The sequence below is a fragment of the Sanguibacter sp. 25GB23B1 genome, assembly GCF_040012415.1.
Lineage (GTDB): Bacteria > Actinomycetota > Actinomycetes > Actinomycetales > Cellulomonadaceae > Sanguibacter.
Genome location: NZ_JBDYKL010000001.1, coordinates 26,762 through 52,620, shown reverse-complemented (window position 1 = coordinate 52,620; position 25,859 = coordinate 26,762). Strand labels below are relative to the sequence as shown.

Here is a 25,859-nt window from a genome sequence, read left to right as displayed (position 1 = left end):
CGGATGCGCCCGACGATCCAGATCACGTCGACCGAGTGCGGGCTGTGCTGCGCCTCGATGATCCTCGCCCACCACCGCAGCAAGGAGTCGCTCGTCTCCCTGCGCAAGGACTTCGACGTCGGTCGGGACGGGCTGTCCGTCCGGGACATCCGCGCCGTCCTCGAGTCGCGGGGCTTCGCGGTGAAGACCTTCCGGGCGAACCTCGGTGGGCTGCGCGACGTGCACCTGCCCGTCATCGCGTACTGGCGCAACAGCCACTTCGTGGTCGTCGAACGGATCTCCCGAGACACGATCACGGTGCTCGACCCCGCCCGGGGACGCGTGGTCCTCTCCGCGGACGAGTTCGAGGCCGACTTCGCCGGGATCATCATCCTCGCGACGCCCACGGCCGCCTTCGAGCCCGACCTCCGTCGCGAGCCCTGGATCTGGCGCGAGTTCCTCGCACACATGAAGGACGCGAAGGCGGCGCTCGTCGGGGTGGCGCTCCTGTCACTCGTCATCTACGGGGTGAGCCTCGCGGTGCCGATGGTCACCCAGCGACTCGTCGACAGTTTCGTCGCCGACGGGGACGTGGGGCTCGCGGGGCTCACGAAGACCCTCGCGGTCGTGGCCGCCATCGCGTTCTTCGGCATCATGCAGGCGCAGGTCGTCTACGTCACCCGGCTCACGGTCGTGTTCGGCCGGACGCTCATGGGCAACACGTTCAAGCACCTGCTCACGCTGCCCTACAAGTACTTCGGTACCCGCAGCCCCGGAGAGCTCATCTACCGTCTCAACAGCATCGGGTCGCTCCGGGACCTGCTCGCCAGCCAGGTGGTCGCCGGCGTGCTCGACGCCGGCATGATCGTCGTCGTCTTCCTCTACATGGCCTCGAAGTCGGTGCAGCTCGCGCTCGTCGCACTCGGCTTCTTCGTGCTCATCTCGGCCGTCCTCTTCGTCACGCGCAAGCGGATACTCAACGCGCTCAACGCCGAGATGACCGAGTTCAGCAAGACCCAGGGTCTGCAGATCGAGGCCGTCTCCTCGATCGCGTCGCTGCGCGTCGCCGGCGTCGAGGACGAGTTCTTCCAGGACTGGTCGACGACGTACGAGCGCGGGCTCGCACGGATGCGTGAACGCTCCGTCCTCCAGGGCTGGGTCGACTCGTTCGTCGGGGTGGCGCGGACGGGCGCGCCGCTCGTCATCCTGCTCCTCGGCCTCATGATGGCCGCCTCCGGGACCCTGAGCCTCGGGGAGGCCGTCGCGTTCCAGGCGTTGTCGACGAGCTTCTTCGCGCTCTCCACGTCGATCTTCGCGGCGTTCTCCCAGTACCTCATCGCCACCTCGTACCTCGAACGTCTCGTCGACATCACGCGCGCGGACCCCGAGGTCTGGCCCGAGGACGGGTTCGCGGGCGAGGTCCAGGGCCGCATCGAGGTCCGCGACCTGCGGTTCCGCTTCACGGACAACAGCGCGGACGTCCTGCAGGGGATCTCCTTCGACGCCGACCCGGGGCAGAAGATCGCCATCGTCGGCACGTCGGGCTCCGGGAAGACGACCCTCGGTCAGGTCCTGTCCGGTCTCCAGCGCCCGACGGCCGGGTCCGTCACCTACGACGGCCGCCCGATCACGGCGTTCGACCGCCGGGCGTTCTACTCGATGATCGGCGTCGTGCCGCAGGAGATCGACCTGCAGAACAAGTCGATCAGCGACAACATCACCATGGGCGTCGCGGAGCACGACCCGGCGCGCGTGGTCCAGGCCGCCGAGGCCGCCCAGATCCACGACGAGATCCTCCAGATGCCGATGGGTTACGAGACCAGGATCAGCGAGATGGGCGCCAACATCTCGGGCGGGCAGCGCCAGCGGATCGCCCTGGCCCGCGCGATCTACAAGAACCCCAAGATCCTCCTGCTCGACGAGGCGACGAGCTCCCTCGACGTCCTCAACGAGACGAGGATCGCGGAGCACCTCAAGAGGGTCGAGTGCACCCGGATCGTCATCGCCCACCGGATGTCCACCATCGTCGACGCGGACCGGATCCTCGTCATGCAGGCGGGCCGGATCATCCAGTCGGGCACGCACGAGGAGCTCTTCGCCACCGAGGGCCACTACCGGGACCTCTTCATGACCCAGCAGGACGCGCTGGAGCTCGTGGGGCTCGGACCGGTGGCCCAGACCTTCCTGGGCGTCGTCGATCGCGCGACGCCCGGGACCGACGACAACGAGAGGATCGGGGCCGCACGATGACCCACGACCACGCACCCGACCCGCGGCACGTACCGATCGTCGCCGACGGGCTCGCGAAGTCCTTCGGGCCGCACGACGCGGTCCGCGGGGTGACCTTCAGCGTCCGACGAGGACGGATCACCGGGTTCCTCGGACCGAACGGCGCCGGCAAGACGACGACGCTGCGGATGATCCTCGGCCTGTGCCGACCGACGCGCGGGACCGCGCTCGTCGACGGTGTCCCGTACGCGGACCTCACGATGCCGAGCACCGTCGTCGGAGCAGCCCTCGAGAGCAACGCCTTCACACCGGGGCAGTCGGGATACGACCACCTGTGGTGCTACGCACCCGCCGCCGGCGCGTCGGCGTCGCGCATCGACGAGCTGCTCGCCCTCGTCGGCCTGACCGACGCCGCGCGCCGGCCGGTGAACGCCTACTCCCTCGGCATGAAGCAGCGACTCGCGCTCGCGACCGCGCTGCTCGGAGACCCCGAGATCCTCGTGCTCGACGAGCCGGCCAACGGTCTCGACCCGCAGGGGATCGTGTGGCTCCGGCAGTTCCTCCGGTCCTTCGCCGACGCCGGCGGGACCGTGCTCCTCTCGAGCCACATGCTGGCCGAGGTCGAGCAGATGGTCGACGACATCGTGCTCGTCGACCACGGTCTCGTCGTCTACGACGGACCGGTCGGCGGACTCGTCACCTCGGGCGACGCGTGCGTCGTGCGCGGACCCGGGATCGAGGTGCTCGCCCGTGTCCTCGACGAGGAGCGGCTGGACGTCGTCCGCACCGTCGCGGACGGCCTGCGCGTGCGGGCGTCGGCCAACACCGTGACCTCGCTCGCCCTGGCCCACGGGCTCGACCTCGGTCAGCTCCAGATCTCGAGTCCCAGCCTCGAGACGGCGTTCCTCGATCTCACCCACCAGGTCGACGGAGAGGTAGGAGTCCGATGACGATGACGGTCCAGCTCGTCTCCGAGTACCGCAAGCTGCGCACGTCGCGCCTCTGGTGGCTCGTCCTGTCCGCGATGGTCGCCGTGGTCGCGGCCCTCACCGCCATGTTCGCGTTCGGGGCGGTGAGCGCACCAGGGACCAACGTCGACTTCACCAGCGCTGCGTCGGTCGGCGTCCTGTACAACCTCACGGCCGCCCTCGGCACCGTGTTCCCCCTCGCGCTCGGCGTCGTGTGCGTGACGCGCGAGCACCACCACCGGACGGCCACGCTCACCTTCCTCGGACAACCTCACCGGGGGACGGTGTTCTGGTCCAAGGTGACCGTGTGCGCGGGGGCTGCCGCGGTCCTCGGCACCGTGACGCTCCTCGCGTGCACGGCGATCGTCTCCGGCATCCTCACGCTCAACGACCAGGCGGCCTACCTGTCGTCCCCCGACGTGGTGCGACGGCTCGTGGGCGCGTGGGTCGTCGTCGTGCTCTGGGCGGTCATCGGCGTGGGCCTCGGAGCCGTCGTGAAGAACCAGGTGATCGCGATCGCGGGCATCCTCGTGTTCACCCAGCTCGTCGAACCGGTCCTCAAGGTCGCCAGCACGTACAGCCCGTTCCCCGGCGTGAGCGCGTTCCTGCCCGGGGGTGCGAGCGACGCCCTGGCCGGCGGGACGGTCATCACCATGGCGATGGAGCTCCCTGCCGGCGGCCAGCTCCAGGGCGCCCTCGTTCTCGGGGCGTATGCCGTGATCCTGCTAGTTTGGGGGGATCGGTCCACGCGACGCCGCGACGTCCTCTGACCGATCCCCTTCCCGCACGCGGCACCGTGCCGTGCTGCCACGCTCCACGCACCACCCGAGAGGAACCTCATGACGAATCGTCCGTTCGGCAAGTCTCCCGCAGTGATCATCTCCATGCTCGTCGGCACGCTCATCGGCTTCCTCGCCGGGATCGGGCGCGACGGCCAGCCGACGCTCACCCTCGTCGGGCTGGTCGTCGGGCTCGCGATCGGGACGCTCGTGCACTCGCGCACACGCGCCTGACCCGATCGCCGCAGCGCAGCCGCAGATCGGTAGGCTGACGGCATGGCAACCGCACTCATCACCGGCGCCAGCGCCGGTCTCGGACTCGAATTCGCCTGGCAGCTCGCGACGGCACGCCACGACCTCGTGCTCGTCGCGCGCGACGAGGAACGGCTGCAGAGCGTCGCCCGCCAGCTGCGCGCCGCCGCCGGGGTCACCGTCGAGGTCCTGCCCGCCGACCTGGCCGACCGGGAGCAGACGGAGCGCGTCGCCGAGCGCCTGCGCGCCACCGAGAACCCGGTGAGCCTCCTCGTGAACAACGCCGGCTACGCCGTCCACGAGGCGTTCACGACCGGGGACATCGCCAAGCAGGAGACGTCGCTCGACGTCCTCGTGCGAGCCGTCATGGTGCTCAGCCGCGCCGCCCTGGAGCAGATGCTCCCGCGCGAGCGCGGGGCGATCCTCAACGTCTCCTCCGTCGCGGCGCTCACGGCCTCGGGCACGTACTCCGCGCACAAGGCCTGGGTCCGCGCCTTCACGGAGGGTCTCGCCGTCGAGCTCAAGGGCACCGGAGTCACCGCGACCGCACTGTGCCCCGGGTTCGTCCACACCGAGTTCCACGACCGGGCCGGCATCGACTACTCCGGGTTCCCCGAGATCGCCTGGCTCAACGCTGCGGACGTCGTGACCGCAGCGCTCGCCGACGTGCGCCGGGGCGTCGTCATCTCGACCCCGAGCCTGCGCTACCGCGCCGCGTCCGGACTGCTCCGGGTCCTCCCGCGCTCCGCCGTGCGGGCGCTCCAGGCGTCCGGGGGAGCGGGCGGGACAGCCCGGCCGGCGTAGCGCCCGCTAGCCTGGGGGCGTGACCGAGACACCTGGCGCCGACGCCCCCTCCTTCCTCTCCCCGACCCCGCGCGAGCAGCTCCGCGACCTCATCGCGGAGCTCGCCGTCGTCCACGGGAAGGTGACGCTGTCCTCCGGCCGCGAGGCCGACTACTACGTGGACCTCCGACGCGTCACCCTCCACCACCGGGCGGCACCGCTCATCGGGCACCTCCTCCTCGACGCCCTCGAGGAGGCCGGCCTCGGCACCGCCGAGATCGACGCCGTCGGCGGCCTCACGCTCGGAGCCGACCCCATCGCGACCGCGCTCCTGCACGCCGCAGCGTCCCGCGGGCAGGACCTCGACGCGTTCGTCGTGCGCAAGGCTGCCAAGGCCCACGGCATGCAGCGGCAGATCGAAGGCCCGGACATCGCCGGGCGCCGCGTCGTCGTCGTCGAGGACACCACGACGACGGGCGGGTCCCCGATCGCGGCCATCGAGGCAGCACGTGCCGCGGGCGCAGAGGTCGTGGGCGTCGCGACCATCGTCGACCGGGCGACCGGTGCGCGCGAGAAGATCGAGGCGCACGGGGTGCCGTACCTCTCCCTGTTCGGGCTCGCGGACCTCGGGCTCGCCTGACATGACCCCCGTCGTCGTGGCCGCCGGTGACCTCACCGGCGGTTCTGTCGGTCTCTTCTACGCCGGGATGGCCGTGCTCGCGGTCGCACTCGTCGTCGGAGGGATCTACGCCGAGCGCCGCCGCCAGGCCGCGCTGCGGGCCTGGGCCACCGCGACCGGGTGGACCTACCACGGCAGCGACGCCACGCTCGTGAACCGGTGGCGAGGGACCCCCTTCGGTACAGGGAGCGCCCGGCGCGCGACCGAGGTGCTCAGCGGACCCGTCGGCGGCCGCCACGCCGTCTCGTTCAAGTACCAGTTCACCACCGGCAGCGGCAAGAACCGGACCCGGCACACCCGTCACGTCGTCGCCGTCTTCCTGCCCCGGCTCCTGCCCGTCCTCGAGCTCACCCCGGACGGCATCGCCGCGAAGATCGTCAAGGCCTTCGGAGGCCAGGACATCCGCTTCGAGTCCGAGGCGTTCAACCGCGCCTGGCGTGTGACGTCCGACGACCCGCGGTTCGCGTACGACGTGGTGAACCCGCGCACGATGGAACGACTCATGCTCCCGGACGTCGCCGACACGTCCATCCGTTTTGCCGGCGACGCGGTCCTCACCTGGTCCACCGGGCGACCCAGGGTCGAGGCCATCATCCCGAGGGCGACCGTCCTCGACGGACTCGTCGACGCGATCCCCGCCTACGTCTGGGAGGACCGCGGCTACTATGCCGGTGGACACTAGGTCCCGTCCGGTCCCAGGTCGGCGCGCCTCGACCTCGACCGGTCCTCACCGAAGGAGCTCGTAGATGGACATCGGCCTGATCGGCATCGTCGTGGTCGCCCTCGTCGTCATCGTGCTCGTCTGGGCGGTCGCGACCTACAACGGCTTCGTCCGCCTGCGGAACCTCGTGCAGGAGGCGTGGCGCCAGATCGACGTCGAGCTGCACCGACGCCACGACCTCATCCCGAACCTCATCGAGACGGTCAAGGGCTACGCCGCGCACGAGCGCGGTGTCTTCGAGGCCGTGACCCAGGCGCGCACCGCCGCGATCCAGCCCGGCTCCAGCCCCGCGCAGCAGGCCGCCCAGGAGAACGACCTCACGCGGGCGCTCGGCCGGCTCTTCGCCGTCGCCGAGGCGTACCCGCAGCTGCGTGCGGTGGAGAGCTTCGCGCAGCTCCAGCAGGAGCTGACCAACACCGAGGACCGCATCGCCGCGGGGCGCCGCTTCTACAACGCGAACGTCCGCGAGCTGAACACCAAGGTCGAGAGCTTCCCGTCGAACGTCGTCGCGCGCATCTTCCACTTCACGCGCGCGGAGTACTTCGAGGTCGTCGACCCGGCGGTCCGTACGACGCCGGTCGTCGACCTCGGCCAGAAGGACACCCGTCCCTGACGACGTGTGCTCAGGATCCCTCCGACCTAGGCTGGATCGCATGGCGGACGACCCACCTCGACCTCCCAGGCTGTCCGAGCAGGACTCGTCGGACACGCCGGACGCACTGCCGCCCGGCGAGCTGGAGATCCGCGCGTCCGGCAGCCGGCTCCGCACCTCTCTTCCCGGCACCTCGATCGCCGTCGTCATCTGCGTCGTCGTCCTGTCCCTCAGCCACGGCGTCGCGGGCATGCTCATCGGGCTCGTGACGGCCCTCCTCGCGCTCGGCGGCACCCTCGTGCACATCACGCGCGCGCGTGTCCGCACAGGCGGCAGCACCGTCACGCACCGGACGTTCCTGGGCTCGACGTCCTTCGCGCGGGCCGACATCGGGGAGGTCGTCCTCGCGCCGTACCGGTCGACACTGACCGACCGGTCCGTCGCGGTCAACCTCGTCGCGCTCGACCAGCAGGGCGAGCGCCTCCTGCGGCTCGGCAGCGCGAGCTGGCAACCAGCCGACCTCGAGCGGCTGGCGCACGCCCTGGGCCCGACGCCCGTCGTGCACACCGACGTCGTCGGCGCCCGCGCGCTCGCCGAGCGTCATCCCGGTTCCGTGTCCTGGGCCGAGCGCCACCCCGTCCTCTTCGGCGCCGTCCTCGCGGTCCCGCTCATCGTCATCATCAGGGTGCTCTTGACCACCGCGGCGTCGTGACGGCCGAGGTCGGTGCCCGACCCCGGCCAGCCCCTCGCGCCTGCTCCCGGCGATGGGCACTAGTCCCCATCGCCAGGAATTTCACCCGCCCCTACGCTCCGTCCTATGACGACGAGTGCAGAGATCACACGACGGCCCGCTGCACCGAGCTCGGCCGGCTCCCGTTACCTCGCTCGCGACGCAGGCACCCCGACTCCGTCGCAGGCCGCCCAGTACTTCCAGTCGGTCCGCTCGGTCCGCCCCGACGCCTCTGAACGCGCGGGCCACGACCGCTATGCGATCGCTGCCGGACGCGCCTGGGCGCGGTTCTCGGTCCAGGCGGCCGTCGCCTTCGCGATGGGCGTCCTGTGCGTGGGCACCGTCGCCGCGGTGGCGCTCGGCTCCTGACCTGCGGCGATCCGCGGCCTCCTCCGCCTCGTCGCGGGGGACTGCTCCCCATGGCGCGCCCCGAGAGCCGGGCCTACGCTCCAGCGCATGACCTATGGCGTGGACCCCAGCTCCGGTATCGACCTCAGCAAGCAGCAGCCCCAGCCCGGTACCCAGGCGTACGGAGCTCCCGGCCCCCAGGCGTACGGCCAGCAGCCCCCACCGCCGCCGGGTCCGACGAACCTTGCGGGCGACGTCGAGGTCCGGCCCTCGAAGGACCAGTACCGCAGCTTCCTTGCGAAGACCCCGATCGCGTTCATCGTCGTCATCGTCATCGTCTATCTCCGCGAAGGTCTCGTCGGCATGCTCATCGGGCTCGTCGTCGGTGTCCTCGCCCTCGGCGGGGTGCTCCTCTACATCGCACGCGCCCGGGTACGCATGGACGCCCTCTCGGTGACGCGTCGAGGCTTCGTGGGGACGACGTCCTTTGCTCGCGCGGACCTCGGGCAGGTCATCCTCGCGCCGTACCAGGCGAGCACGGCGGACTCCCGCGTCTCCCTCACGCTCATCGCGCTCGACCGCCAGGGCAAGCGCGTCCTGCGTCTGGGCAGCGCCATCTGGCGTCCGGTCGACCTCGAACGGCTCGCCCACACCATGGGACCGGCTCCAGTCGTCTACTCCGACGTGCTCAACCCCAAGGCGCTCACCGAGCGCCACCCGGGTTCCGTGTCCTGGGCCGAGCGCCACCCCTGGATCGTCGGTATCGTCGCGACGGTCGTCATCATCGTCGTCATCGTGGTCGTCATCGTGGCGATGGAATCCTGACGCACGTGGACGACCTGGGCGGCGATCGACGTCGATCGCCGCTCTCGACCTCCGGGGAGGTCGAGATCCGGCCCGCTGTGCAGCAGATGCGGGCGTTCCTCGCCGGGATGCCGCTCGTACTGATCGTCGGTGCCGTGGTGCTCTACCTGCGCTACGGGATCGAAGCGCTGCTCCCCGGGGCGGTTCTCAGCGCTGCGCTGCTGGGGATCCTCAGGCTCTACCTGGCGCGCTCACGCATCCGCATGGACCATCTGACGTTCTCGCGCAGGGGCATGGTGACGACACGCAGCTTCGCTCGGGCGGATGCGCGCGACGTGGTGCTCGCGCCCTACCAGGCCTCTGCCCGTGACACCCGCGTGGTGCTCACGCTGTTCGTCCGTGACCAGGCCGGGCGGCGGATCCTGCGTCTCACGAGCGCGGTCTGGAGCCCGGCGGACCTCGAGATGCTCGCTCACGCGATCGGTCCGCGCCCGACCGTGTGCACGGAGCTCCTCACGCCGGCGATGCACGAGAAGCTCCATCCAGGCTCGACGTCGGTGGGGGACCGTCACCCCGGGCGCGTGCGGGCAGCGATCACTCTCGCGATGCTCGTGACTCTCGGCGCGGTGCTCTACTCGCTCTCGACCTGAGCGCGCCCCACCGGATCCGTGTCCGCGTGGCCGCCTGCACCGGGACGGCGGCAGACCGCTGCCTGCTGCGAGGATCAGATGCGTTCGACGAGGTCTGCGATCGAGTTGACGACGGTGCTCGGGCGGAACGGGAAGCTGTCCACGTCCTTGACCTTCGTCGAGCCGGTGAGCACGAGGAAGGTGTGGAGCCCGGCTTCGATGCCCGCGACGATGTCGGTGTCCATGCGGTCGCCGACCATCGCCGTCGACTCGGAGTGGGCGTCGATGCGGTTGAGAGCGGACCGGAACATCATCGGGTTGGGCTTGCCGACGAAGTAGGGCTCACGGTTGGTCGCGCGGGTGATCATCGCGGCGACGGCACCGGTCGCCGGGAGGGGGCCTTCGGCGCTGGGGCCGGTGGGGTCCGGGTTGGTGCAGATGAACTTGGCGCCGCCGAGGATGAGCCGGACGGCCTTGGTGATCGCCTCGAAGGAGTACGTGCGTGTCTCGCCGAGGACCACGTAGTCGGGGTCGGACTCGGTGAGCGTGTAGCCGGCCTGGTAGAGCGCGGTGGTGAGCCCGGCCTCGCCGATGGCGTACGCGCTGCCCCCGGGGATCTGGTCGGAGAGGAACTGGGCCGTCGCGAGAGCGGACGTCCAGATGGACTCCTCGGGCACGTCGATCCCGGATGCGGCGAGGCGCGCGCGGAGGTCGCGAGCCGTGAAGATCGAGTTGTTCGTGAGGATGAGGAACGGGCGGCCCTTGTCGCGCAGCGTCGTGATGAACTCCGACGCGCCGGGGATCGCGTTGCCCTCGTGGACGAGGACACCGTCCATGTCGGTGAGCCAGGACTCGATGACGCGGGTCATCGCTTCGCCTCGTCGCCGGCGGTGGGGACGTCGGCCGTCGCGGACTGTGCCGCGGCCTTCTCCTTGCGGTTCCCGAGCCATCCGCGCGTGACCTCGAGGATGACCGGGAGGACGGAGATGAAGACGATGAGCACGAGGACCGTCTCGATGTTCTCGTGGATGAAGTCGATCTGGCCGAGGTAGTACCCGAGGAGGGTGACGCCGACGCCCCACAGGAGCGCCCCGATGACGTTGTAGCTGACGAAGTGCCTGTACGGCATCTTGCCGACACCGGCGGCGACGGGGGCGTAGGTGCGCACGAAGGGCACGAACCGCGCGAGGATGATGCTGCGTCCGCCGTACTTGGCGAAGAACGCGTTGGTCTGGGTGATGTACTGCTGCTTGAAGAACCGTGAGTCGGGCTTGTTGAAGATCCTGGGTCCGGCCTTGTGGCCGATGTAGTAGGCGACCTGGTCGCCGGCGAACGCCGCGACGAAGAGCAGCAGGCAGAGCAGCCAGATGGGGAAGTCCAGCTGTGACTGGGCGACGAGCATCCCCGCGGTGAACAGCAGCGAGTCCCCGGGCAGGAACGGGAAGAGCAGTCCGGTCTCGATGAAGACGACGAGGACGATCCCGATGAGGGCGTACGTGCCGAACGACTCGATGAGGTTGTCGGCGTTGAGCCAGCTGGGCCCGAGGGCCACGACCTGGTCGCTCGCGCTCGCGAGGATGTCCACAGTAGTCACCCGTCCAGGGTACGGGGTGGGGCGGGGTCGGTTGTCGAGGGACGGGGACCGAGATGTGAACGTTCTGGCCCGAAGTGGGCCAGAGGTGCTGTGCGGATCGTCATGATCTGTGGCATGTTGGGCGGAATGCGCTTACCGAGACGAAGGAGTCTTGCACCATGAGCATCTCGACACCCCACGCCGCCCGGCGTCGATCCACCCGAGCGATGGCCGCACTGTCCGTCGCTGCACTCTGCCTCACGTCCTTCACGCTCTCCGTCACGCTCGCCGCCCCCTCGGGCGCGCACGTCGCCGCGGGCGGCGGGCACGGTGGCGGCAACGGCGGTGGCGGGCACGGCAACGGTGGTGGCGGCCACGGCGGCGGTGGCGGCGGCCACGGCACGGATCTCGGCCGGCAGGTCCTGGCCGCGGACGACGGCTGGGCCTCGGCGGGCTCGGGGACCACCGGGGGGAGCGCGGCCGACGCCGCCCACGTGTTCCGCGTCTCGACGTGGCCCGAGCTCCAGGCCGCCCTCGGCGGCGCGGGGGCGCGCGGTGACACGACCCCGCGCATCGTCTACGTCGAGGGCGCTCTCCACGCGGGCGACACCGCAGACGGTGCTCGACTCACGTGCGCGGACTACGAGGCGCGGTCCGGGTTCGCGATGGCCGACTACATCGCGGCGTTCGACCCGGCCGTCTGGGGCGCGGCCGACCCGTCGGGCCCGCTCGAGGACGCTCGCGTGGCAGCGGCTGCCGTCCAGGCGGCGCAGACCCAGCAGCACATCGGCTCGAACGTGACGATTATCGGGGTCGGCAAGGACGCGAGCATCACCGGCGCGAACCTGCGCATCCGCGACTCCCACAACGTCATCGTCCGCAACCTCCGCGTCTCCGACGCGTACGACTGCTTCCCCGCGTGGGACCCGGGCGACACGAACGCGGGCAACTGGAACTCGGCGTACGACAACATCTCGGTGTGGACGTCGACGAACGTCTGGGTCGACCACACCACCCTGGACGACGGCGACAACCCGCCCTCGTCTCTGCCCACGGTCTACGGGCGCCCCTTCGAGGTGCACGACGGCCTGCTCGACATCACCCACGGTTCCGACCTCGTGACCGTCTCCTACAACCGCTTCGACGACCATGACAAGACGATGCTCATCGGCTCGTCGGACTCCCGCGTCCAGGACCGTGGCCTGCACCGTGTCACGATCCACCACAACCGGTGGACCGACGTCGGGCAGCGCGCACCGCGCGTCCGGTACGGGCAGGTGCACGTCTACAACAACCACTACGTCCAGACGACACCGGGGCTGTTCCAGTACTACTGGGGTGTCGGGGTGGAGTCGGCGATCGTCGCGCAGAACAACGCCTTCACGCTCGCGCGTGGCGTGACCGCCGACCGGATCATCGCGCCGTGGAAGGGCACGGCGATCACGGAGACGGGGAGCGTCGTCAACAGGCGACCGACGAACGTCCTCGCCACGTTCAACGCCGTGAACGAGCCCGACCTCGGGGCGGACGCCGGCTGGACGCCGACGCACGCGAACCGGGTCGAGCCGACGTGGTCCGTCGCGAGGACCGTCGACAAGGAGGCGGGCGCCGGGCGCATCGGCAAGCGCTGACCTGGCGCGGGCGCGAGGGAACGCTCCCGGTTGAGAGACTGGGGTCATGACCTTCCCGCCCGCGGCCACCGTCACCGACGACCACGAGCCGAGGGCGACCGCCTCGGACCACCCGGCTCCCGGGACACCCGAGGCGGTCGGTGTCGGCCCCTGGCCCGGTGGCCCGGACGCGTGGCCCCGCACCGACGACGGCACGCTCGACCCGGCCTTCGACCCCGAGCTGCTCGCGGGCGGTGACCGCCGCAACGTCGTCGACGCCTACAGGTACCTGACGATGGAGGCGATCGTCGCCGACCTCGACCGACGGCGGCACCCGCTCCACGTGGCGATCGAGAACTGGGGGCACGACCTCAACATCGGTTCCGTGGTGCGGACGGCCAACGCGTTCGCCGCGCAGGAGATCCACATCGTCGGCCGGCGCCGGTGGAACCGTCGCGGCGCGATGGTCACCGACCGCTACCAGCACGTGCGCCACCACCCGGACGTCGCCGCGTTCCTCGCGTGGGCGGGGGACGCCGGCATGCCCGTGATCGGCATCGACAACGTCCCGGGCTCGATCCCCATCGAGGGCTACGCGTTCCCGCGCGAGTGCGCCCTGCTCTTCGGCCAGGAGAGCACAGGTCTCACCGACGAGGCCCGTGCCGCGAGCCGCGACATCCTCCACATCACCCAGTTCGGGTCCACGCGCTCGATCAACGCCGGTGCGGCCGCCGCGATCGCCATGCACGCGTGGGTGCAGCAGCACGCGACGATCGCCTGATCCCCCCCCGTTGGTCGCGGGCGGTGCGTCAGGACTGCGGCGTCTGCACGACGTCCCAGCGGTGGCAGCTCGCGTCGAGACTGAGGACGCTCGCCCTGAGCATGCCGAAATCGTACCGGCCGCCGTCGCTGGATCAGCCGGCCGGCAGGAGATCCTCAGGAAGGTGGCAGCCCGTCCTGATCGTCAGACCGGTGTTCGTGCCCGTCCCATAGGTGAACCGCGCGCCGTAGGGGTCCGCGCCGGTGATCTCCGCGCCGTCGCGCGGACGGTCCGGCACCTCCCCCACGGTGAAGCCGTACTCCGTCGCGACCTCGGAGACGATCTCCTGCGACCGTCGCCAGTCGGCGCGGTCGTAGGTGCCGGCGAACCCGTAGAGGACGAGGGAGACGATCTGGGCACCCCCGTCAGCGTCGCTACAGGCCGACGCGAGACTACCCTCGGGATAGCTCGCGCTCGGCTCCCACTCTCTGGCACCGAGCTCCGTGTCCAGCCGGTCGGTGATCTCCTGGCGCATCTGCTCGTAGCGCGCGACGGCAGCCTCCTTCGAGGGGCGTTCAGCGAGCATGGCCATCGTCTCCGTGGATGTGGGTGGCACGAGCTGGACGAGGAAGGCGCCCACGAGGACGGCGACGCCGAGGGCGGGCAGCGCCCACAGAAGGAACCATGAGCGCGGCCGCCGGACCCCACACCGGGTCACGGCGCCACGATCAACCGGTCGGTGTTGCCCACCATGACCGCAGCCAGGTTGTGCAGGCTCGTGCTCTCGTCCGTCAGGTAGTCGCTGTGGAACGTCGACTGCGAGAAGTCCTGGCCATCGAGCACCACGGCGCCCGAGCCCAGCCCGGTGACGTCGTCCGTGCTGCTCGGATCAGCGCCGAAGCCGCCGAAGTCCGCGACACCGTCCCACCGTGCTTCCACGCGATAGACCTCTCCGAACACATCGAGCCGGGACCGGTCGTCCACGCCCATGCCGGGCGACCCGAAGACCACCGCGTCGTAGGAGTGGTCGAGCGCGGTGAGGTACGGGTCGGTGTCCCGAACCCAGGCTCCGCCCTGGCCACCGAAGTATAGGGCCGGGCGATCCCGGCTCCCGGGTGCCCCGGCCCCGTGACCGCAGGTCGAACGGCCCACGCACACCGCCTGGGTTCCGTGACAAACTTGATCTGAAAGTCCCACTGACGTCCCTCTCTCACAGGAGTTTTTCGATGGCGATCGCAACCCCCGAGGTCTACAACGAGATGATCGACCGCGCGCGAGCAGGCAAGTTTGCCTACCCCGCCGTGAACATCACGTCGTCCTCGACCATCACCGCTGCCCTCCAGGGCTTCGCTGAGGCCGAGAGCGACGGCATCATCCAGGTGTCCGTCGGTGGCGCCGAGTACGCGTCCGGCTCGACGGTCAAGGACCGCGTCGCCGGTTCGCTCGCCCTCGCCGCGTACGCGCACGAGGTCGCCAAGGGCTACGGCATCACCGTCGCCATCCACACGGACCACTGCGCCAAGCAGAACCTCGACTCCTGGGTCCGCCCGCTGCTCGCCCTCGAGGCCGAGCAGGTCAAGGCCGGCAAGCTCCCCACGTTCCAGTCGCACATGTGGGACGGCTCGACCGTGCCGCTCGAGGAGAACCTCATCATCGCCGAGGAGCTCCTCGAGCTCTCCGTCGCAGCGCGCACCATCCTCGAGATCGAGGTGGGCGTCGTCGGTGGCGAGGAGGACGGCCACGAGGCCGAGATCAACGAGAAGCTCTACACGACCGTCGAGGACGGCCTCGCGACCGTCCGTGCGCTCGGCACCGGCGAGAAGGGCCGCTACCTCACCGCCCTGACGTTCGGCAACGTGCACGGCGTCTACAAGCCCGGCGCCGTCAAGCTGCGCCCGGCCCTCCTCAAGGAGATCCAGGAGGGTGTCGGCTCGGTCCTCGGCAAGGAGAACCCGTTCGACCTCGTCTTCCACGGCGGCTCCGGCTCCACGGCCGAGGAGATCTCCGAGGCTGTCGACAACGGCGTCATCAAGATGAACATCGACACCGACACGCAGTACGCGTACACGCGTCCGGTCGTCGGCCACATGTTCTCGAACTACGACGGCGTCCTCAAGGTCGACGGCGAGGTCGGAAACAAGAAGGCGTACGACCCCCGCGCCTGGGGCAAGGCTGCTGAGGCCGGCATGGCTCAGCGCATCGTCGAGGCCGCACAGCAGCTGCGTTCCGCCGGTCACTCGATCGGCTGATCCACAGCCCGTCGCCTACGCGACGGGTGCACGACGGGTGCGCTGCGGGAGCGCCCTGCTCGTGAGGAGGGGCGTCAGCCGATGTCCGGCGTGGCCGCCGAACCGGTGCGCGCCGGCGCGAAGTTCGCCTCGAGCGAGCTGGGCGGATCGGTCGAGTCGCCCACGGTGTCGTCGTCGATCTCGAGGAGGTCGCCGATGGACGTGACCTCGAGGAGGAACCGCACGGTCGGCGGGGTGCGGAGCATCCGCACCGGCGTCGCGCTGATCGCGGTGAGCCGTGCGAGGAACGCCACGCCGGTGGAGTCCATGAACGTCACGTGGTGCGCGTCGATCTCGACGGGGAGGCCAGCCTCCTGGACGTCGAGCGTGGCCTGGTGGAGGTCCGCGACGATGTCAGCGTCGACCTCGCCGGACAGGAGGATGCGTGAGTGGGTGTTGCCCACGATGACGTGGACGGCCCCAGGTTCGCTGGCCCCGAGGCTCGACAGGGGGTTCTCCACGCGTGCCGACTCGCCTGATGACTCAGGAGGCCCACCAGAGGTAGGGGTGTTAGCGTCGCCCACGAAAGCTCCCTTCGACAGATGACCATTGTGTCGTGGTGTGGGGGGTGTTGACTAGTACGCCCTCGACCGCGAAGAGCTATCACCGGTGCGATGGCTCTCTGAGAGAGTAGTACGCCCGGAAGTTCCACTACGAACTGGAGGATGTGCGTGAGTTCCACGACGCCCGGCGTGGGGCGCGGGCAGGGGAGGTCCGCATCGGTCGCGGACGTCTCGCTCCCGGGCCTTCGGGACCGCGCGCTGGAGGCGGCGGGACTCCCCGTCGTCCTGCTGGCGGTCGACGGTGGCGAACCGGTGATCGCCTGGGCCAACCCGGCGTTCTCGCGCATGACGGGCTTCGACGCCGACGCCGTCGTCGGAGAACCGCTGTCCATCCTCGACCCGCCCGGTTCCTCACCGACCGACCGGAGCGCTCTCGACGCGAGGCTCGCGCAGGAGCCGTCCGTGACGTGGCGGACGCAGGGCGTGCTCGCCGACGGGTCCGCCGTGTGGCTCGAGTACTCGATGTCGGACGTCGCCGCCGGGGAGGGAGCCGCAGACGAGCGGTTCGCGGCCGGTGGGCCGGTGACGCACCGCGTGTGCTTCGTGACCGACGTCTCGCGCCAGGTCGTCGAGCGGGAGGAGCAGGAGCGGTCGTTCGCCGTCGAGCACGACGCCCGCACGACGCTCGACCTCATCGTCCTCGTCTCCGACCTGCTGAGCGACCTCGACTACCCCTTCGTCCTGCGGGAGATCTCCGCGATCCTCGAGCGCGGCGTCGTCGGCTGGGCCGGATTCTTCCTCGAGGACGGTGGCCTCCGCTTCGCCGAGGGCATCAACGTCCATCCCCTGCCCACCCGGGGTGCGCACCGGATCGCACGCGAGGCCGGTGCCGAGACGGACGCGCTGGGTGACGCGAGCGCGCCGGGCGCCAGCACCGGTCTCACCCAGGTCGCCACGACGTTCATCGACCCCTTGCGCGACCTTCTCGACGGGCTCATCGCCGGTCCGATCAGCTTCCAGCTGCGCACCGACTATCCGGTGGGGACGATCGCGCGCTGGCTGGCGGGAGCGGTGCGTGACCGGATGGGTCTCGTGCCGTCCGGCACCGCCCGCGACGAGGCAGGGCAGGGACGCGGCGTCGGCCATGACCACGCGCACGAGCCCACGGTCGTCGTGTCCTCGGTTCCCGGACGTCGGCGCGTGCTCGGTGTCCTCGTGACGAGCCAGCCGGAACCGTCGACGGCGCCCGGTGCCACGGGCGGGACGGACCGGGCGACGATGACGCTCCTCGACCTCGTCTCCCGCAGGGTGGGCATGGCGATCGACAACGTGCGGCTCTACGCGCGGGAGCACCAGCTCGCCGAGACGCTCCAGCGCGCGATGCTCCCGGAGCAGGCCGAGATCCCGGGCCTCGACGTCTGGACGTTCTACTCCCCGACGTCGGAGCACGCGCAGGTCGGCGGTGACTGGTACGACGTCCTGCAGATCAACGACGGTGTCGCCGGGCTCGTCATCGGTGACGTCGTGGGGCACGACATCGAGGCCGCGGCGGCCATGGGCCAGCTCCGTTCGGTCGTCCGCTCGTACGCCTTCGAGCTGACGACGCCGGGGACCGTCCTCGAGCGCGTCGACCAGCTCCTCGTCGGCATGCGGATCCCGCGCTCGGCGAGCCTCGTGTACGCGACGCTGCGCCAGGCGGGGGAGTCGGGCTGGGAGCTGCAGTACTCGCGGGCGGGCCACCTCCCACCGCTCCTCGTCCGGGACGGCGAGGTCCGACAGATGAGCGGTGCAGGCGGAGCGCTCATCGGGTTCGGGTCGAGGTCGCGCGAGACGGCGGACGAGGCGCTGCAGGCGGGCGACGCGCTGATCTTCTACACCGACGGGCTCATCGAGCGCCGCGACCGCTCCTTGCGCGACGGGCTGACCGCGCTCGTCGACGCGGCCGAACGAGTGACGGCCACCGATGCGGCGGGCATCGGCGAGGAGCTCCTCGCCCGCCTGGCCGACGCGCCGGAGGACGACGTCGCCGTCGTGGTCGTGCGGGTACCGGACCCGGTGGGAGACAGCTCGGCCTCGACGATGAGCCCACGCTCGCGGCGTTGGCTGCTCCCGAGCGAGCCCGCGTCGATCGGTCGTGCCCGCCACGCCGTCCTGCGGACGTGCCAGGTCTGGGAGATCGGCGACGTCGCGAACGCCGAGCTCGTCGTGTCCGAGCTGGTCGCGAACGGTGTGCTCCACGGCTGGGGGCACATCGCCCTCCGGCTGTTCGACACGGGCGACGGCCTGCGCATCGAGGTCGAGGACTCCAACCCTGCCCCGCCCGTGACCACGGACGGGCACGCCAACCGGATGGGCGGCTACGGGATGCAGATCGTGGAGCGGCTCGCGGACTGGGGCTGGCGGCCGAGCGGCACCGGCAAGCTCGTCTGGGCGAAGGTCCGCGAGAACGGCGGCCGGCCGAGGGCGGACCGCTCCTAGGGGACAGGCCTAGGGGCTGGGGACGAGCGGGATGCCCGACGCGGGCGTGACCGGGTTGCACGCGTGGTCCGGGTCGATGCGGAAGAGCTCGAGCGCCCCGCACACCTCGAGGACGAAGAGGTCGCGGTCGTCGCACCCGCGCAGGACGGTCGCACCGCCGCGCTTGCGACCGGCGTCGGCCAGAGAGATGAGGAAGGCCGCCCCCGTCGAGTCCATGAACGTCACGCGGCACATGTCGATGACGAGGAGCTGACGGCGCAGCCCCACGACCCGGGCCGTGATCTCGGGGAACTGGTCCCGTTCGGCGAGGTCGAGATCACCTGCGATGACGAGGGTCGTCGTCGCGGGCGATGTTGCGATCTCGATCATGAGTCGACTCTAACCACGGGTCAGCGGGCGTGCACGTCTGCAGTGACCCGCCCTGGGCATCGTTGCACCACCGAGACGGTGGCCGTCGCGCCGGGCACCGCGCGTACCGGGCATGATGGGCGTATGAGCCACGATGCGAGCACCCCCTCCTCTCCGACCCCGCCGCGCCCCGCCGCGAACCTGCTCGACGGCCCGCCGCCCACGCGCCTCGGTGCGGACCACCCGGACGTCGCGGCTCGCGCCGAGGTCGAGGGCGGACGCGCTGTCGCGGACGTCGCCCGCGACTACCCGGCGTCGTCCTACGTGTGGGCGCTGCTCGCCGAGGGAGCGCTCGACCGCGGCGACGAGGTCACCGCCTACGCGTTCGCGCGCACCGGCTACCACCGCGGCCTCGACTCCCTCCGCAAGGCGGGCTGGCGCGGCCACGGTCCCATCCCGGTCGACCACCAGGCCAACCAGGGGTTCCTCCGCGCGCTCCTCGCGCTCGCCGAGGCAGCCGACCAGATCGGCGAGACCGAGGAGGCGACGCGCTGCACCACGTTCCTCCTCGACGCCGGGACGTCCCCCGACCAGGTGGCGTCGCTGCGCTGAGCAGGTGAGGTCGCTGCACTGAGGGCCGACAAACGGTAAACTCGTCGGGGACATCGGGTTCACTGCCGCCCGGAGGCCCGGAGCGCCCCGCGATGTCCTGCGGGCTGCCGCCCCAGACAGGCAGCTCGAAAGTGGGGATCCATGCCAGCCGTGGTAGTCGTCGGCGCCCAGTGGGGCGACGAAGGCAAGGGCAAGGCGACCGATCAGCTCGGCTCGCGCGTCGACTACGTCGTGAAGTTCAACGGCGGGAACAACGCGGGTCACACGGTGGTCGTCGGTGGTGAGAAGTACGCACTCCACCTCCTGCCCTCCGGGATCCTCTCCCCGGGCGTCACGCCGGTCATCGGCAACGGCGTCGTCATCGACATCGAGGTCCTCTACGAGGAGCTCGACGCGCTCATCGAGCGTGGCGTGGACGTCTCGCGTCTTCTCGTCTCCGGTTCGGCGCACGTCATCGCGCCGTACAACCGGACGATGGACAAGATCACGGAGCGCTTCCTCGGCAAGCGGAAGATCGGCACGACCGGTCGCGGCATCGGGCCCACGTACGCGGACAAGATCAACCGCACGGGCATCCGTGTGTGGGACCTGTTCGACGAGAAGATCCTGCGCGCCAAGGTCGAGGGCGCCCTCGACCAGAAGAACCACCTCCTCGTGAAGGTGTTCAACCGACGCGCCATCACGGTCGACGAGGTCGTCGAGGAGCTGCTGCAGTACACGGAGCGGTTGCGCCCGATGGTCTCGGACACGGCCCTCGTCCTCAACCAGGCGCTCGACGCCGGGAAGACCGTCCTCTTCGAGGGCGGTCAGGCGACGATGCTCGACGTCGACCACGGGACGTACCCGTTCGTCACGTCCTCGAACGCGACCGCGGGCGGGGTGTGCACCGGCTCCGGCATCGGCCCGACGCGCATCGACCGCGTCGTCGGCGTCATCAAGGCGTACACGACCCGCGTCGGTGAAGGACCGTTCCCGACCGAGCTCTTCGACGAGTCGGGCGAGTTCCTGCGCGCGACCGGCCACGAGTTCGGTGTCACCACCGGCCGCCCGCGTCGCTGCGGCTGGTACGACGCAGTCATCGCGCGGTACTCGAGCCGCATCAACGGTCTCACCGACTTCGTCCTGACGAAGCTCGACGTCCTCACCGGGATCGAGAAGATCCCGGTGTGCGTCGCGTACGACATCGACGGCGTGCGTCACGACGAGATGCCGACGGACCAGAGTGCCTTCCACCACGCGAAGCCGATCTACGAAGAGCTCGACGGCTGGACCGAGGACATCACGGGTGCACGGACGTTCGAGGAGCTCCCGGTCAATGCGCAGAAGTACGTCCTCGCGCTGGAGAAGATGTCCGGTACCCGGATGTCCTCGATCGGCGTGGGCCCGGACCGCGAGGCGACGATCCACCGCTTCGACCTCCTGGACTGAGAAGGTCCGGGCCGGCGGCCGTCCGCTGCGCCAGGCCCGGCGTCGAGTTCGGCACTCTCAGGGGAGTTCGGTGACCTGGAGTGCCGAACTCGGGCCCGGAGTGCCGAACTCGGCGGGCCGGAGCCGGCTCGGCTTCGGTGGGTGGACGGCCGCCCGGGCGGCCGGGGCCGCCGATAGACTCGCCAGCGTGAAGATCCTCGTCATCGGTTCCGGTGCCCGTGAGCACGCCATCGTCCATTCGCTCGCGCAGGAGACGGCCGACGGGGAGGGCCACGAGCTGCACGCGGCTCCTGGCAATCCCGGCATCGGCGAGCTCGCGACGCTGCACCGGGTGGACCCGCTCGACAACGTCGCGGTCCTCGAGCTCGCGACGCGCCTGGGCTCCGAGCTCGTCATCGTCGGACCGGAGGCGCCGCTCGTCGCAGGGGTCGCCAACGCGGTCCGGTCGGCGGGCATCCCCGTCTTCGGCCCGAGCGCAGACGCCGCCCGCCTCGAGGGCTCGAAGGCCTTCGCCAAGGAGGTCATGGCCGCCGCCGAGGTGCCGACCGCGATGGCCCACGTGTGCTCGACCGTCGACCAGGTCGGTGACGCGCTCGACGCGTTCGGCCCGCCGTACGTCGTCAAGGACGACGGCCTCGCCGCTGGCAAGGGTGTCGTCGTGACCGACGTCCGGATCGACGCCATCCGCCACGCGCAGGCGTGCTTCGCCAACCCCGACCGTGGCGGGGACCCCCGCGTGGTCATCGAGGAGTTCCTCGACGGCCCCGAGGTCTCCCTCTTCTGCATCAGCGACGGGACGACGGTGGTGCCGCTCGCCCCGGCGCAGGACTTCAAGCGCGCGTTCGACGGCGACGCCGGCCCCAACACCGGCGGCATGGGCGCGTACAGCCCGCTCCCGTGGGCGCCGGAGGGCCTCGTCGACGAGGTCGTGGCCCGCGTCGCCCAGCCGACGATCGACGAGATGCGCGAGCGCGGCGTCCCGTTCGTCGGCGTCCTCTACGTGGGGCTCGCGCTGACGAGCCGCGGCACGCGCGTCATCGAGTTCAACGCGCGCTTCGGCGACCCCGAGACCCAGGTGGTGCTCGCCCGGCTCGAGTCTCCGCTCTCGGCACTCCTCCTTGCGGCCGCGACCGGGACGCTCGCGAGCGTCCCACGCCTGCGCTGGCGCGACGAGGCGGCCGTGACCGTCGTCGTCGCGGCGAACGGCTACCCGGCCGACCCCGCCTACGGCGGCGCGATCACGGGCGTGCGTGAGGCCGAGTCGCTCCCGGGCGTGAGCGTCATGCAGGCGGGCACGGCACTCGACGCCGACGGTGGGCTCGTCGCCGCCGGGGGCCGCGTGCTCTCAGTCGTCGGGGTCGGTGAGGACCTCCGGGCCGCGCGGCGCGCTGCGTACGCGGGCATCGACAAGATCTCGCTGCCCGGCTCGCACCACCGCACCGACATCGCGGTGAAGGTCGCCGGTGCTTCCGACGGGGCGGGCTCGTCCGAGGGCGGAGCGGCTTCGTGAGCGAGCGCAGCGTCGGCCTCGAGACCTCCAGCCTCGACCTGCCCGGGTGGCGGCACGTCTACTCGGGCAAGGTCCGCGACCTCTACGAGCCTGACCTCTCCCACTACAGCGGGGCGCACCCGCTCGGTGACGTCGTGCTCGTCGTCGCGTCGGACCGGGTGAGCGCGTACGACCACGTGCTCAGCCCCGGGATCCCCGACAAGGGGACTGTTCTCACCCAGCTGAGCCTGTGGTGGTTCGAGCAGCTCGCCGACCTCGTCGACAACCACGTGGTGAGCACCGAGCCGTCCGCGATGCCCGGGGACGGGCTCGTGCCGGACGCCGTGCTGGGCCGCGCGATGATCTGCCGCCGGCTCGAGATGTTCCCGGTGGAGTGCGTCGCCCGCGGCTACCTCACGGGCTCCGGCCTCGTGGAGTACCGCGAGAGCCGTTCCGTCTGCGGTGTCCCGCTGCCCGACGGGCTCGTCGACGGCTCGCGCCTGCCGGAGCCGATCTTCACGCCCGCGACGAAGGCCGAGGTGGGGGAGCACGACGAGAACGTGAGCTTCGAGGTCGTCGTCGGGCAGATCGGTCTCGACGCCGCGACCCGGCTGCGCGAGCTCACCCTGGCCGTCTACGCGCGCGCCGAGGGCATCGCCCGCGAGCGCGGGGTGATCCTCGCGGACACGAAGCTCGAGTTCGGCACCGACCCGGTGACCGGGGTGATCGTCCTCGGCGACGAGGTGCTCACGCCCGACTCGTCGCGCTTCTGGGCGGTCGACAGCTGGGAGCCCGGGCGGGCGCAGCCGAGCTTCGACAAGCAGCCGATCCGTGACTGGCTCGTCTCGTCTGCGTCCGGGTGGGACCGCTCGGGGGAGGCTCTGCCGCCCGAGCTCACGGGTGAGGTCGTCGAGGCGACGCGGTCGCGGTACCTGGACGCCTACCGGCGCCTGACGGGGACCGATCTCGCCTGATCGACGGGCCTGCCCCTTGCGCTGATGGGTCGTCTGACGATATATATCGTCTATGGCAACAGCGTTCCGCATGACCAGGCAGAGCTACCTCATCCTGCTCGCGCTCGCGGGGCAGGAACGCCAGCACGGCTACGCCGTCATCAAGCTTGTCTCCGAGCTCTCCGACGGCGACGTGACCCTCGGCGCAGGCACCCTCTACGGGAACATCGACCGGCTGCTCGACGCGGGCCTCGTCGAGACGGCCGGCGAAGAGGTCGTCGGCGGGCGGCAGCGACGGTACTACCGCGCGACAGCCGACGGGGCCGACCTGGCGCTCGCCGAGACGCGCCGGCTGGCCGAGCTCGCCGCCCGCGCCGAGACGATCCTCGGTGCGCGGCCCGGCGGGACGCCGATCCCGCGACCGTGGCCGGGGGCCGCGGGACCTGCGCTGGGGAGCGTCTGATGGCCCGCCGCTCCGACCGTCGCGGCGTCATGGGTGAGCTGGGTGCCGCTGACCCGCTCGAGCGGTCCGCCCGGTTCTGGCTGCGCGCATACCCGCGACGGTGGCGCGCGGCGTTCGGCGACGACCTCGTCGGGGTCCTGTCCGAGATCTCTGCGGCAGGGACGGTGCGCGTCCCGGCTCGGGAGGCTGCGGCGATCGTGCAGGGCGGATGGGCGCTGCGCCTCCGCGAGCACCCGCCCCTGCTGCGCTGGCTCGGGTACCGGTTCTTCGAGCGTCGTCTCCCGGAGCGATACCAGCACTGGGTCGCGGACGACATCCTCGGCAGGTTCTGGTTCACGCGATACATGAGCGCTGTGAACGCGATGAGCATGGTCGGTGTGCTCGGGTACTTCTGGCTGTTCTCCAGCGTGGACCCTGCGGTCGCGGTCGACACCGTGGCGATGATGTACCCCAGCATGATCGGGATGAGTGTCCTCCTGGGCGGTGCGCTCTCCATCCCCAGACGGCGTAAGGCGTGGCAGCGGCACATCGCCCCCGAGGTTCCGTGGATGCTCCTGTCCGAGCGGGACAGGTACCGCACGGTGCGCGAAGCGCGAGGCGCCTGATGGCTCGCGAGCAGCAGGGGGCCGGATCCGCGGACGCCTCCGACCGGCTCGAGCGATCGGCCCGGCTGTGGTTGCGCGCCTATCCTCGGCGCTGGCGAGCGGCCTTCGGGGACGACCTCGTGGGTGTCCTCCGAGAGGTCGGTCCACCAGGCTCGTCGAGGGTGCCGACGCGAGAAGCCGTCGCCATCGTCCGCGCCGGCTGGGCGCTGCGCCTGCGTGAGCACCCGCCGCTGCTCCGCTGGCTCGGGTACCGGTTTCTCGACCTTCGGTTGCCGCTGCGGTATCAACACTGGGTGGTCGACGACATCCTCGGCAGGTTCTACGTCGCGCGCACGTACATCACCGGTCTCGTCGTCCTGGCCGGCGTGGCCGGGTACTTGTCCCTCACGCGGGACTGGGACGAGGTGCGGCCGATCCTCAACATGTATCTGGCGTTCCTCGTCGTGATGTCCTTCTCGTTCCTGACGCCCGCGGGGCGGCGCAGTCGTCGGACGTCCTGGCAGCGCCACGTCTCGCCGGAGGTACCGGTCAGTCTCCTGTCGCGCCGCGACCAGGCTCGTGATCGACGTCCGGGACGCACCTCGGACGAGAGCGGAACCGCCTGACATCGCCCGGCGCCCGGCGCCCGGCACACGTGCCTACCCGCTGCCCTATCCTCGGCTGCATGAGGACCTTCTCGTGGAGCCGTGGCCCGGCGAAGCCGCTCGGCGGCGTCGCCGTGCTCCTGCCCGGTGCCGGGTACACCGTGCAGGCACCGCTGCTCTCCTGGTCCGCCGCGCTGCTCGTCGAGCTGGGATGGCACGTCCAGGCCGTCGAGTGGACCATGACCGACGAGGCACGTGAGCGGCCGGTGGCGTTCGTCGAGCGCGCAGTCGAGGCGGCGTTCGCCGACGCTCCCGTGACTGATCGGCGCCTCGTCGTCGGGAAGTCTCTCGGCGCGTTCGCGCTGCCGTGGGCCGTGCGCCACGGGGTGCCGGGCATCTGGCTGACGCCGGTCCTCACCGATCCGGTCGTCGCACGCGCGCTCGACGACGCCGATGCGTCGCACCTCGCCGCAGGCGGCGACCGCGACACCGCGTGGCTCCCGGAGAGCGCCCCCTCGACTGCGGCACGGCTCGTCACCGTGCCGGGCGGCGACCACGGGCTCCTGGTCCCGGGCAGGTGGTTGGCCTCCGTCGAGGTGCAGACCGCGCTGCTCCAGCAGGTCTCGGAGCACGTGCGCACGCTCTGATCCACGCTCGGCCCGTCGAGAGGTG

The 25,859-nt window shown here is 70.7% G+C and carries 30 protein-coding genes; 24 read left to right on the top strand and 6 right to left on the bottom strand.

Annotated features, from left to right (window positions below; all coding sequences use genetic code 11):
• Positions 1 to 3 precede the first annotated feature (3 nt).
• From ABKW26_RS00280 to ABKW26_RS00225, 12 genes are all read left to right on the top strand, one after another.
• Complete coding sequence (locus ABKW26_RS00280; protein ID WP_348590621.1) at positions 4 to 2,229, top strand: peptidase domain-containing ABC transporter; 2,226 nt, start codon at positions 4 to 6, stop codon at positions 2,227 to 2,229.
• Positions 2,226 to 3,158 (top strand): ATP-binding cassette domain-containing protein, encoded by a 933-nt coding sequence (locus ABKW26_RS00275; RefSeq protein WP_348590388.1) that lies wholly within the window; start codon positions 2,226 to 2,228, stop codon positions 3,156 to 3,158. Before ABKW26_RS00280 ends, ABKW26_RS00275 begins: the two co-directional genes overlap by 4 nt.
• On the top strand, positions 3,155 to 3,946 hold the full coding sequence (locus tag ABKW26_RS00270; RefSeq protein WP_348590387.1) for an ABC transporter permease: 792 nt from the start codon (positions 3,155 to 3,157) through the stop codon (positions 3,944 to 3,946). The genes ABKW26_RS00275 and ABKW26_RS00270 overlap by 4 nt, the downstream gene beginning before the upstream one ends.
• Positions 3,947 to 4,015: 69 nt before the next feature.
• The gene (locus ABKW26_RS00265) at positions 4,016 to 4,189 is read left to right on the top strand and encodes a hypothetical protein (RefSeq protein ID WP_348590386.1); all 174 of its coding nucleotides are present in this window, start codon (positions 4,016 to 4,018) and stop codon (positions 4,187 to 4,189) included.
• Positions 4,190 to 4,231: 42 nt separating this feature from the next.
• Entirely contained in the window at positions 4,232 to 5,011 is a 780-nt protein-coding gene (locus ABKW26_RS00260) for an SDR family NAD(P)-dependent oxidoreductase (protein WP_348590385.1), read from the top strand.
• 19 nt (positions 5,012 to 5,030) lie between these two features.
• Positions 5,031 to 5,630: an orotate phosphoribosyltransferase gene (pyrE, locus tag ABKW26_RS00255; RefSeq protein WP_348590383.1), complete on the top strand. Its 600-nt coding sequence runs from the start codon at positions 5,031 to 5,033 to the stop codon at positions 5,628 to 5,630.
• A 1-nt stretch (position 5,631) separates the two neighbouring features.
• The gene (locus ABKW26_RS00250; protein WP_348590382.1) at positions 5,632 to 6,351 is read left to right on the top strand and encodes a hypothetical protein; all 720 of its coding nucleotides are present in this window, start codon (positions 5,632 to 5,634) and stop codon (positions 6,349 to 6,351) included.
• 64 nt (positions 6,352 to 6,415) lie between these two features.
• Positions 6,416 to 7,003, top strand: coding sequence for a LemA family protein (locus tag ABKW26_RS00245; protein WP_348590381.1), 588 nt, complete (start codon positions 6,416 to 6,418; stop codon positions 7,001 to 7,003).
• Between the two features lie 40 nt (positions 7,004 to 7,043).
• Complete coding sequence (locus ABKW26_RS00240; RefSeq protein WP_348590380.1) at positions 7,044 to 7,694, top strand: hypothetical protein; 651 nt, start codon at positions 7,044 to 7,046, stop codon at positions 7,692 to 7,694.
• Positions 7,695 to 7,799: 105 nt separating this feature from the next.
• Positions 7,800 to 8,081 (top strand): hypothetical protein, encoded by a 282-nt coding sequence (locus ABKW26_RS00235; protein ID WP_348590379.1) that lies wholly within the window; start codon positions 7,800 to 7,802, stop codon positions 8,079 to 8,081.
• A gap of 87 nt (positions 8,082 to 8,168) precedes the next feature.
• Positions 8,169 to 8,885 carry a hypothetical protein gene (locus tag ABKW26_RS00230; protein WP_348590378.1) on the top strand — a complete coding sequence of 239 codons (717 nt, stop codon included), beginning with the start codon at positions 8,169 to 8,171 and terminating at the stop codon, positions 8,883 to 8,885.
• A gap of 5 nt (positions 8,886 to 8,890) precedes the next feature.
• Positions 8,891 to 9,514, top strand: coding sequence for a hypothetical protein (locus ABKW26_RS00225; protein WP_348590377.1), 624 nt, complete (start codon positions 8,891 to 8,893; stop codon positions 9,512 to 9,514).
• Positions 9,515 to 9,588: 74 nt separating this feature from the next.
• Here the strand turns inward: ABKW26_RS00225 and ABKW26_RS00220 are convergent, their stop codons facing one another.
• Together ABKW26_RS00220 and ABKW26_RS00215 are read right to left on the bottom strand one after the other, a co-directional pair.
• Positions 9,589 to 10,362, bottom strand: a complete 774-nt coding sequence (locus ABKW26_RS00220) for an HAD-IIA family hydrolase (protein WP_348590376.1) — start codon at positions 10,360 to 10,362, stop codon at positions 9,589 to 9,591.
• Positions 10,359 to 11,087, bottom strand: coding sequence for a VTT domain-containing protein (locus tag ABKW26_RS00215; RefSeq protein ID WP_348590375.1), 729 nt, complete (start codon positions 11,085 to 11,087; stop codon positions 10,359 to 10,361). Before ABKW26_RS00215 ends, ABKW26_RS00220 begins: the two co-directional genes overlap by 4 nt.
• 158 nt (positions 11,088 to 11,245) lie before the next feature.
• Between ABKW26_RS00215 and ABKW26_RS00210 the strand changes: the two genes are divergently transcribed.
• Together ABKW26_RS00210 and ABKW26_RS00205 are read left to right on the top strand one after the other, a co-directional pair.
• On the top strand, positions 11,246 to 12,697 hold the full coding sequence (locus ABKW26_RS00210) for a polysaccharide lyase family 1 protein (RefSeq protein WP_348590374.1): 1,452 nt from the start codon (positions 11,246 to 11,248) through the stop codon (positions 12,695 to 12,697).
• Between the two features lie 46 nt (positions 12,698 to 12,743).
• Positions 12,744 to 13,457 (top strand): TrmH family RNA methyltransferase, encoded by a 714-nt coding sequence (locus ABKW26_RS00205; protein WP_348590373.1) that lies wholly within the window; start codon positions 12,744 to 12,746, stop codon positions 13,455 to 13,457.
• A 133-nt stretch (positions 13,458 to 13,590) separates the two neighbouring features.
• Here the strand turns inward: ABKW26_RS00205 and ABKW26_RS00200 are convergent, their stop codons facing one another.
• Positions 13,591 to 14,154: an LppA family lipoprotein gene (locus tag ABKW26_RS00200; protein ID WP_348590372.1), complete on the bottom strand. Its 564-nt coding sequence runs from the start codon at positions 14,152 to 14,154 to the stop codon at positions 13,591 to 13,593.
• On the bottom strand, positions 14,151 to 14,588 hold the full coding sequence (locus tag ABKW26_RS00195; protein WP_348590371.1) for a hypothetical protein: 438 nt from the start codon (positions 14,586 to 14,588) through the stop codon (positions 14,151 to 14,153). Before ABKW26_RS00195 ends, ABKW26_RS00200 begins: the two co-directional genes overlap by 4 nt.
• 74 nt (positions 14,589 to 14,662) lie before the next feature.
• Here ABKW26_RS00195 and fbaA point away from each other — a divergent pair, with 74 nt between their 5' ends.
• Complete coding sequence (gene fbaA, locus ABKW26_RS00190) at positions 14,663 to 15,685, top strand: class II fructose-bisphosphate aldolase (protein ID WP_348590370.1); 1,023 nt, start codon at positions 14,663 to 14,665, stop codon at positions 15,683 to 15,685.
• A gap of 74 nt (positions 15,686 to 15,759) precedes the next feature.
• Here fbaA and ABKW26_RS00185 read toward each other — a convergent pair whose 3' ends face one another.
• On the bottom strand, positions 15,760 to 16,185 hold the full coding sequence (locus tag ABKW26_RS00185) for an STAS domain-containing protein (RefSeq protein ID WP_348590369.1): 426 nt from the start codon (positions 16,183 to 16,185) through the stop codon (positions 15,760 to 15,762).
• Between the two features lie 210 nt (positions 16,186 to 16,395).
• Here ABKW26_RS00185 and ABKW26_RS00180 point away from each other — a divergent pair, with 210 nt between their 5' ends.
• Positions 16,396 to 18,705, top strand: a complete 2,310-nt coding sequence (locus ABKW26_RS00180; RefSeq protein ID WP_348590368.1) for a SpoIIE family protein phosphatase — start codon at positions 16,396 to 16,398, stop codon at positions 18,703 to 18,705.
• A 9-nt stretch (positions 18,706 to 18,714) separates the two neighbouring features.
• On the opposite strand, the gene ABKW26_RS00175 is transcribed toward ABKW26_RS00180, so the two are convergent.
• Positions 18,715 to 19,074, bottom strand: coding sequence for an STAS domain-containing protein (locus ABKW26_RS00175; RefSeq protein WP_348590366.1), 360 nt, complete (start codon positions 19,072 to 19,074; stop codon positions 18,715 to 18,717).
• Positions 19,075 to 19,197: 123 nt separating this feature from the next.
• Here ABKW26_RS00175 and ABKW26_RS00170 point away from each other — a divergent pair, with 123 nt between their 5' ends.
• The 8 genes from ABKW26_RS00170 (at position 19,198) to ABKW26_RS00135 (ending at position 25,834) form a co-directional block, all read left to right on the top strand.
• Positions 19,198 to 19,665 (top strand): DUF3151 domain-containing protein, encoded by a 468-nt coding sequence (locus tag ABKW26_RS00170; protein ID WP_348590365.1) that lies wholly within the window; start codon positions 19,198 to 19,200, stop codon positions 19,663 to 19,665.
• A 141-nt stretch (positions 19,666 to 19,806) separates the two neighbouring features.
• The gene (locus ABKW26_RS00165) at positions 19,807 to 21,093 is read left to right on the top strand and encodes an adenylosuccinate synthase (RefSeq protein WP_348590364.1); all 1,287 of its coding nucleotides are present in this window, start codon (positions 19,807 to 19,809) and stop codon (positions 21,091 to 21,093) included.
• Positions 21,094 to 21,280: 187 nt separating this feature from the next.
• Positions 21,281 to 22,603 carry a phosphoribosylamine--glycine ligase gene (gene purD / locus ABKW26_RS00160; protein ID WP_348590363.1) on the top strand — a complete coding sequence of 441 codons (1,323 nt, stop codon included), beginning with the start codon at positions 21,281 to 21,283 and terminating at the stop codon, positions 22,601 to 22,603.
• Positions 22,600 to 23,556: a phosphoribosylaminoimidazolesuccinocarboxamide synthase gene (locus ABKW26_RS00155; protein WP_348590362.1), complete on the top strand. Its 957-nt coding sequence runs from the start codon at positions 22,600 to 22,602 to the stop codon at positions 23,554 to 23,556. Before purD ends, ABKW26_RS00155 begins: the two co-directional genes overlap by 4 nt.
• A 70-nt stretch (positions 23,557 to 23,626) precedes the next feature.
• Positions 23,627 to 23,998 (top strand): PadR family transcriptional regulator, encoded by a 372-nt coding sequence (locus ABKW26_RS00150; RefSeq protein WP_348590361.1) that lies wholly within the window; start codon positions 23,627 to 23,629, stop codon positions 23,996 to 23,998.
• Complete coding sequence (locus ABKW26_RS00145) at positions 23,998 to 24,603, top strand: DUF5313 family protein (protein WP_348590360.1); 606 nt, start codon at positions 23,998 to 24,000, stop codon at positions 24,601 to 24,603. The genes ABKW26_RS00150 and ABKW26_RS00145 overlap by 1 nt, the downstream gene beginning before the upstream one ends.
• Positions 24,603 to 25,208, top strand: coding sequence for a hypothetical protein (locus ABKW26_RS00140; protein ID WP_348590359.1), 606 nt, complete (start codon positions 24,603 to 24,605; stop codon positions 25,206 to 25,208). Before ABKW26_RS00145 ends, ABKW26_RS00140 begins: the two co-directional genes overlap by 1 nt.
• 59 nt (positions 25,209 to 25,267) lie before the next feature.
• Complete coding sequence (locus ABKW26_RS00135; protein ID WP_348590358.1) at positions 25,268 to 25,834, top strand: hypothetical protein; 567 nt, start codon at positions 25,268 to 25,270, stop codon at positions 25,832 to 25,834.
• The last annotated feature ends 25 nt before the right edge of the window (positions 25,835 to 25,859 follow it).